This window comes from Pectobacterium quasiaquaticum (assembly GCF_014946775.2).
GTDB lineage: Bacteria > Pseudomonadota > Gammaproteobacteria > Enterobacterales > Enterobacteriaceae > Pectobacterium > Pectobacterium aquaticum.
In genome coordinates this window covers 4,463,038-4,469,125 of the sequence record NZ_CP065177.1, presented here as the reverse complement: position 1 = coordinate 4,469,125, position 6,088 = coordinate 4,463,038, and the positions used below count along the sequence as shown (strand labels likewise).

Sequence of the window (6,088 nt, the reverse complement as noted above, 5' to 3'; positions counted from 1 at the left end):
GGCGGACTCCACTCGAACAAGAACGATCAAAAAGAAAAGAATAAGACGTTATTTATGTGACTCATGATTTTTTGGCGCCTGCGTCATCCACGATGGTTTCATTCACAATTCAGACAGCAGACACACCACGTAGCGTGGCGGTTTACCCCGACGATCCCGTCAAAAGGATCGCTAGCGGAACCGCGGATCATAACCTAATCCGCCAAAGAGATCTTCCCCTTCTGCACAGTTTCGATCCTTTTTATCCACAGGCTATTCTCATAGTGACTCCCCGCAACACGCCAGAGGGGCAGCGAGCACATATTTTACCCGCCCTACATGAAACGCATCCAAGCATACCGTCGGAAACACGATCGTTACGGTGACATCGATCATGATCTTACGGGACAGATCATTTGAGGATCCTTGCGCTTTGCAACAGAGCCCGTATAATTCCCTGCCCGCGCGTCTACGCCTTTTCTGTGCTCTGGCAGGCAGAAATTCCAAAAATAATCGGAATGGCTGGCGTGTTAAGTGTGATGTTAATTGACTCAGGACTGTACAATTATTACAATCCTGCCTCTTTCCGTTATATAGCTGTGATATGCGATTGAGGCGTCGGTCATTTTTTCACGCCGAACAGCCAAACGCGTTTACTGTGAAGTTATAATTTTCCAAGTTTAGGTAGAAATCGCCATGAAACGCACTTTCCAACCGTCCGTATTGAAGCGTAACCGTAGCCATGGTTTCCGTGCTCGTATGGCCACCAAAAATGGTCGTCAAGTTCTGGCCCGCCGTCGTGCGAAAGGCCGTACTCGTCTGTCTGTTTCTAAGTAATAAAAGCTAACCCACCGAGTGGTTAAGCTAGCATTTCCCAGGGAGTTACGTTTGTTAACTCCCAGTCATTTCACTTTCGTCTTCCAGCAACCGCAACGGGCTGGCACGCCGCAAATCACCATTCTCGGCCGCCTGAACTCGCTGGGGCATCCCCGCATCGGTCTTACCGTCGCCAAAAAGCATGTGAAACGTGCTCATGAACGCAATCGGATTAAACGCCTGACGCGCGAAAGTTTTCGCCTGCACCAACATTCATTGCCTTCAATGGACTTTGTCGTGCTGGTGAAAAAAGGGGTGTCTGAACTGGATAACCGTACTCTGACGGAAGCATTGGAAAAACTATGGCGTCGGCATTGTCGTTTGGCTCCCGACTCCTGATCGGGTTGATACGCGGTTATCAACTCGTTATCAGCCCGTTGCTCGGACCGCATTGTCGGTTCCGGCCAACGTGCTCGCAATACGGTATTGAAGCAATACGCAGGTTCGGCATGATAAAAGGCTGTTGGTTGACGCTTAAACGCGTATTAAAATGCCATCCTTTGAACCCTGGTGGTGATGATCCCGTACCGCCAAAAACCGACAATAACAGAGAACATTAACGATGGATTCGCAACGCAATCTTCTTCTCATCGCTCTGCTATTCGTAACCTTTATGCTTTGGCAGGCTTGGGAGACGGATAAAAATCCGCCAGCAACCACGCAGACCATACAGCAGGCGACGAACGCAGTGACCGGTGATGCTACCAACCAGGGCGTACCCGCCAGCGGTCAAGGCAAACTGATCACGGTGAAAACCGATGTGCTGTCGCTGACAATCAACACGCGTGGCGGTGACATCGAGCAAGCGCATCTGCTGGCTTACCCGGACACATTGGGTTCAGATAAACCTTTCCACCTGCTGGAAACCACATCCGAGTTTGTCTATCAGGCTCAGAGCGGTTTGACTGGCAAAAACGGCCCAGACAACCCGGCTAACGGCCCACGTCCGCTGTTTACCACCACGCAAGATAGCTTCGAGCTGGCGGATGGTCAGAGCGAACTGCGTATCCCGATGACATACACTGCGGCTGACGGCGTAACCTACACCAAAACGTTCGTTCTGAAACGTGGCGACTATGCACTGAACGTTGACTATAGCGTCAACAACACCAGCGCTCAGCCTCTGGAACTTACGTTGTTCGGTCAGTTAAAGCAATCTATCGAATTACCTAAGCACCGCGATACCGGCAGCAGCAACTTTGCACTGCACACTTATCGTGGCGCGGCGTTCTCTTCCAGTGAAGACAAGTACAAAAAGTACAGCTTCAGCGACATGGACGAAAACCTGAACATCACCACCAATGGTGGCTGGGTAGCGATTCTGCAACAGTACTTCGCAACCGCGTGGATCCCAACTACGGCAGGCGCTAACACCTTCTATACCAGCAAGCTGGGGAACGGTCAGGCCGCTATTGGTTTCAAATCCGCTCCGGTTGTAGTTGCCGCAGGTAGCCAGCAGGATCTGAAAACCACCCTGTGGGTTGGCCCAGAAATTCAGGACAAGATGGCTGCTGTCGCACCGCATCTGGATCTGACTGTCGATTACGGCTGGCTGTGGTTTATTTCTCAGCCGCTGTTTAAGCTGCTGAAATTCCTGCACAGCTTTATCGGCAACTGGGGCTTCTCCATCATTGCCATTACCTTTATCGTGCGCGGTATCATGTACCCGCTGACGAAAGCGCAATACACCTCTATGGCGAAAATGCGCTTGCTGCAGCCTAAGCTGCAGGCTATGCGTGAGCGTATTGGTGATGACAAACAGCGCATGAGTCAGGAAATGATGGCGCTGTACAAGTCAGAGAAAGTGAACCCGCTGGGCGGCTGCTTCCCGCTGCTGATTCAGATGCCAATCTTCCTGGCGCTGTATTACATGCTGATGGGCTCCGTTGAACTGCGTCACGCGCCGTTCGCGCTGTGGATTCATGACCTGTCTGCACAAGACCCGTACTACATTCTGCCGATCCTGATGGGCGTGACGATGTTCTTCATCCAGAAGATGTCACCAACCACCGTGACCGACCCAATGCAGCAGAAGATCATGACCTACATGCCGGTCATCTTTACGGTCTTCTTCCTGTGGTTCCCGTCAGGTCTGGTTATGTACTACATCGTCAGCAACCTGGTTACCATTCTCCAGCAGCAGTTGATCTACCGCGGTCTGGAAAAACGTGGCTTACATAGCCGCGAGAAAAAATAATCCGGTTGATGGCTAACCGATAGAAAGCGTAAGGCGGTCATTGACCGCCTTATTTTTTTAATGGCTGTTTTATCAGCCAACGATACGTAAAATAGCCTGCCAGACAGGCATCAATGCAGAGAGAACATCATGAGTAATACCGACACCATCGTCGCCCAAGCCACTCCACCGGGACGCGGAGGCGTGGGTATTTTACGCATTTCAGGACAGGCGGCCGCAGACGTGGCGCATGCCGTTCTGGGTAAACTTCCCAAGCCACGCCACGCCGATTATCTGCCGTTCCGTGATGCCAACGGCACCACGCTCGATCAGGGTATCGCACTCTGGTTTCCCGGCCCGAACTCCTTTACCGGTGAAGACGTATTGGAGCTTCAGGGTCACGGTGGCCCAGTTATTCTTGATTTACTCCTGCAACGTATCCTGACGCTATCTACCGTGCGCATTGCACGCCCTGGCGAATTCTCTGAACGCGCCTTCCTGAATGACAAACTCGATCTCGCGCAGGCGGAAGCCATCGCCGATCTGATTGACGCCAGTTCAGAACAGGCCGCCCGCTCAGCGCTGAACTCTCTGCAAGGCGTATTTTCCACCCGTATAAATCAGTTAGTGGAAGCACTCACTCACCTGCGAATCTACGTCGAAGCTGCCATCGACTTCCCAGATGAAGAGATCGACTTTCTCTCCGATGGCAAAATTGAAGCACAGTTAAATGGTGTGATGGCCGATCTGGATGCCGTCAGAGCCGAAGCGCATCAGGGGAGTCTGCTGCGTGAAGGGATGAAGGTCGTAATTGCAGGTCGTCCTAATGCCGGTAAATCCAGCTTACTCAATGCGTTAGCCGGTCGCGAAGCCGCCATTGTGACGGATATCGCCGGAACGACACGCGACGTACTACGTGAACACATCCATATCGACGGCATGCCGCTACATGTCATCGACACCGCCGGGTTACGCGATGCCAGCGATGAAGTCGAACGCATTGGTATTGAGCGCGCCTGGCAGGAAATCGAACAGGCCGATCGCGTGCTGTTCATGGTAGACGGCACTACCACGCAGGCGACCGAGCCTGAGCAAATCTGGCCAGAATTTATGGCGCGCCTGCCAAAAACGCTGCCGATTACCGTGGTACGCAACAAAGCCGACGTGACTGGCGAAATGCTTGGTATCGAAGAGGTGAATACTCACTCACTTATCCGACTGTCCGCCCGTACAGGTGAAGGCATCGATACGCTTCGCGACCATCTCAAGCAAAGCATGGGATTCACCAGCAACACGGAAGGCGGTTTTCTGGCTCGACGTCGCCACCTGCAAGCACTGGAACTGGCTGCACAGCATCTGATTCAGGGGAAAGAACAGCTGGTGAGCGCCTACGCGGGCGAATTGCTGGCAGAAGAACTGCGGCTGGCGCAGCAGTCCCTGAGTGAAATCACTGGCGAGTTCACCTCTGACGACCTGCTAGGCCGTATCTTTTCGAGTTTTTGTATTGGGAAGTGACGCTGAGTTCGTAAGCGTCCATTCACTTCCGCTGATCTCGCATAGCTGATTGTTATATGACCAACGGGCGGATTTTTCAGGCGCTCGTCATCCATAACGAATCCTTTAATCAGGTACTCTTGTAAGGTTTGCGTTGCCCACTGTCGGAACTGAGTGCCGCGGCTTGAACGGACGCGATACCCCACCGCTAATACCAATGACAGGCTAAAGTATTGGACATTGTATGATTTCCCATCTGCCGCAGTTGTTCGGTATAACCGAACAACTGAATTTTCGTCCAATTCACCTTCAGCAAAAATATTTTTTATATGTTCGCTAATGGTCGCTTTCGCTTTTCCATATAACTCACCGATCATGGCCTGAGAAAGCCACAACGTATCGGACTCAAAGCGACACTCAACACGGGTTTTCCCATCAGCAATGCAAGGTGTTGCTCCGCTTTTTGTCTGTCATTCAAAGACTCTGTTAAATCTTTAGCCATGTTGGTTATTCAGTGGATCAGCCGCCCTCTGCTTCATCATGTCAAAAATCAGCTCAACATAACTCGCCATAACTTGTTGGTCTTTGAGCAGCTTTCGAGCGATATCACCTTCTTTCAGCAGAGCCTGCACAACAGCTTGCTTCACGGCTTGCGGTAAGTCACCTTTGAGGGCTATCGACTTCTCATGCTTTTCCACCTGCTCAACCACAATTGGATTTTTACGATCAAAACGCTCCACCGCTAACGCCTTTATCTTGCCAGTGTTGATCATAAAACAGTGCGGCACTGGCAGCCCAAATGCTTTGGCAATGAGTAAACACAGATACTCATTTTCAACGCTGTCAGACATATCAATTGATTAAGAGTGACTCTCGATTTTACCAATCGGTAGCTTGATGATGTGGGTAGTTGGTGTGGCATTGAGAGGCAGGCACCAGCGATCATCCAGATAAAGCAGCGCCGTCTTTTCCTGTGCACCTGCGATAGAAATACGAAAATCGTCTTCAGTATCAATCATACTCAGCGGGGCATCGGACAGATATCCGGTCAGTATGTTTTCAAGCTGCTGCTCGGATAAAGTTTTGTATTCAATCTTTTTTATATCATGCACACCCGATAGCCGTTCATGTAAACATCGAGCGCAGCCATTACCATTCTTCCTTCCAGGATGATGCAACAGAGGCTTCGTTATTGATGGTGTCCACATTCCTGGGCGTAACAGTAAGTTCTAAATTCAATGCCGACAGGATTTTAAAGAAGGTTTCCAGCTTAGTGGAATCAGGATGTTGCTCGAAACTGGATACCGTATCCTGGCGAATACCCACTTTACTGGCCACTTTCCCTTGTGAAAGCTTCTGGGTGATACGAACATCTTTCAGATAGCTGCTAAGCTGCTTGCTGTTGGTGATCTTCATCATCTTATCCTACCGATTATAGGCGGTAGAATAAATATTACACGCTTTAGCCGGTAAAACAAGAATGACACGCCACAGCCGTTAATTGTGTATTTACCTGCTAAAGCGTGTAAGTAGCAAACAGAACCGTAGGGAAACACGGTGTAT

At 50.6% G+C, this 6,088-nt stretch carries 8 protein-coding genes and 1 pseudogene; 5 read left to right on the top strand and 4 right to left on the bottom strand.

Annotated features, from left to right (window positions below):
- The first annotated feature begins 675 nt into the window (after positions 1 to 675).
- From rpmH to mnmE, 5 genes are all read left to right on the top strand, one after another.
- Positions 676 to 816, top strand: coding sequence for a 50S ribosomal protein L34 (gene rpmH, locus IG609_RS20440; RefSeq protein ID WP_005976668.1), 141 nt, complete (start codon positions 676 to 678; stop codon positions 814 to 816).
- 18 nt (positions 817 to 834) lie between these two features.
- Positions 835 to 1,194 carry a ribonuclease P protein component gene (gene rnpA / locus IG609_RS20435; RefSeq protein WP_010302382.1) on the top strand — a complete coding sequence of 120 codons (360 nt, stop codon included), beginning with the start codon at positions 835 to 837 and terminating at the stop codon, positions 1,192 to 1,194.
- Positions 1,158 to 1,415 (top strand): membrane protein insertion efficiency factor YidD, encoded by a 258-nt coding sequence (yidD, locus tag IG609_RS20430; RefSeq protein WP_010281237.1) that lies wholly within the window; start codon positions 1,158 to 1,160, stop codon positions 1,413 to 1,415. The genes rnpA and yidD overlap by 37 nt, the downstream gene beginning before the upstream one ends.
- 2 nt (positions 1,416 to 1,417) lie before the next feature.
- On the top strand, positions 1,418 to 3,052 hold the full coding sequence (gene yidC, locus IG609_RS20425) for a membrane protein insertase YidC (RefSeq protein WP_180787247.1): 1,635 nt from the start codon (positions 1,418 to 1,420) through the stop codon (positions 3,050 to 3,052).
- Positions 3,053 to 3,181: 129 nt separating this feature from the next.
- Positions 3,182 to 4,546, top strand: a complete 1,365-nt coding sequence (gene mnmE / locus IG609_RS20420; RefSeq protein ID WP_180787248.1) for a tRNA uridine-5-carboxymethylaminomethyl(34) synthesis GTPase MnmE — start codon at positions 3,182 to 3,184, stop codon at positions 4,544 to 4,546.
- A 55-nt stretch (positions 4,547 to 4,601) separates the two neighbouring features.
- Here mnmE and IG609_RS20415 read toward each other — a convergent pair.
- From IG609_RS20415 to IG609_RS20400, 4 genes and pseudogenes are all read right to left on the bottom strand, one after another.
- Positions 4,602 to 4,968: pseudogene (locus tag IG609_RS20415) on the bottom strand (virulence RhuM family protein); the annotation flags it as partial.
- A 51-nt stretch (positions 4,969 to 5,019) separates the two neighbouring features.
- Positions 5,020 to 5,376, bottom strand: coding sequence for a HipA domain-containing protein (locus IG609_RS20410; protein ID WP_226373284.1), 357 nt, complete (start codon positions 5,374 to 5,376; stop codon positions 5,020 to 5,022).
- A gap of 9 nt (positions 5,377 to 5,385) precedes the next feature.
- Complete coding sequence (locus tag IG609_RS20405) at positions 5,386 to 5,637, bottom strand: hypothetical protein (RefSeq protein ID WP_226373283.1); 252 nt, start codon at positions 5,635 to 5,637, stop codon at positions 5,386 to 5,388.
- A gap of 37 nt (positions 5,638 to 5,674) precedes the next feature.
- The gene (locus tag IG609_RS20400; RefSeq protein WP_193397278.1) at positions 5,675 to 5,941 is read right to left on the bottom strand and encodes a helix-turn-helix domain-containing protein; all 267 of its coding nucleotides are present in this window, start codon (positions 5,939 to 5,941) and stop codon (positions 5,675 to 5,677) included.
- Positions 5,942 to 6,088 lie beyond the last annotated feature (147 nt).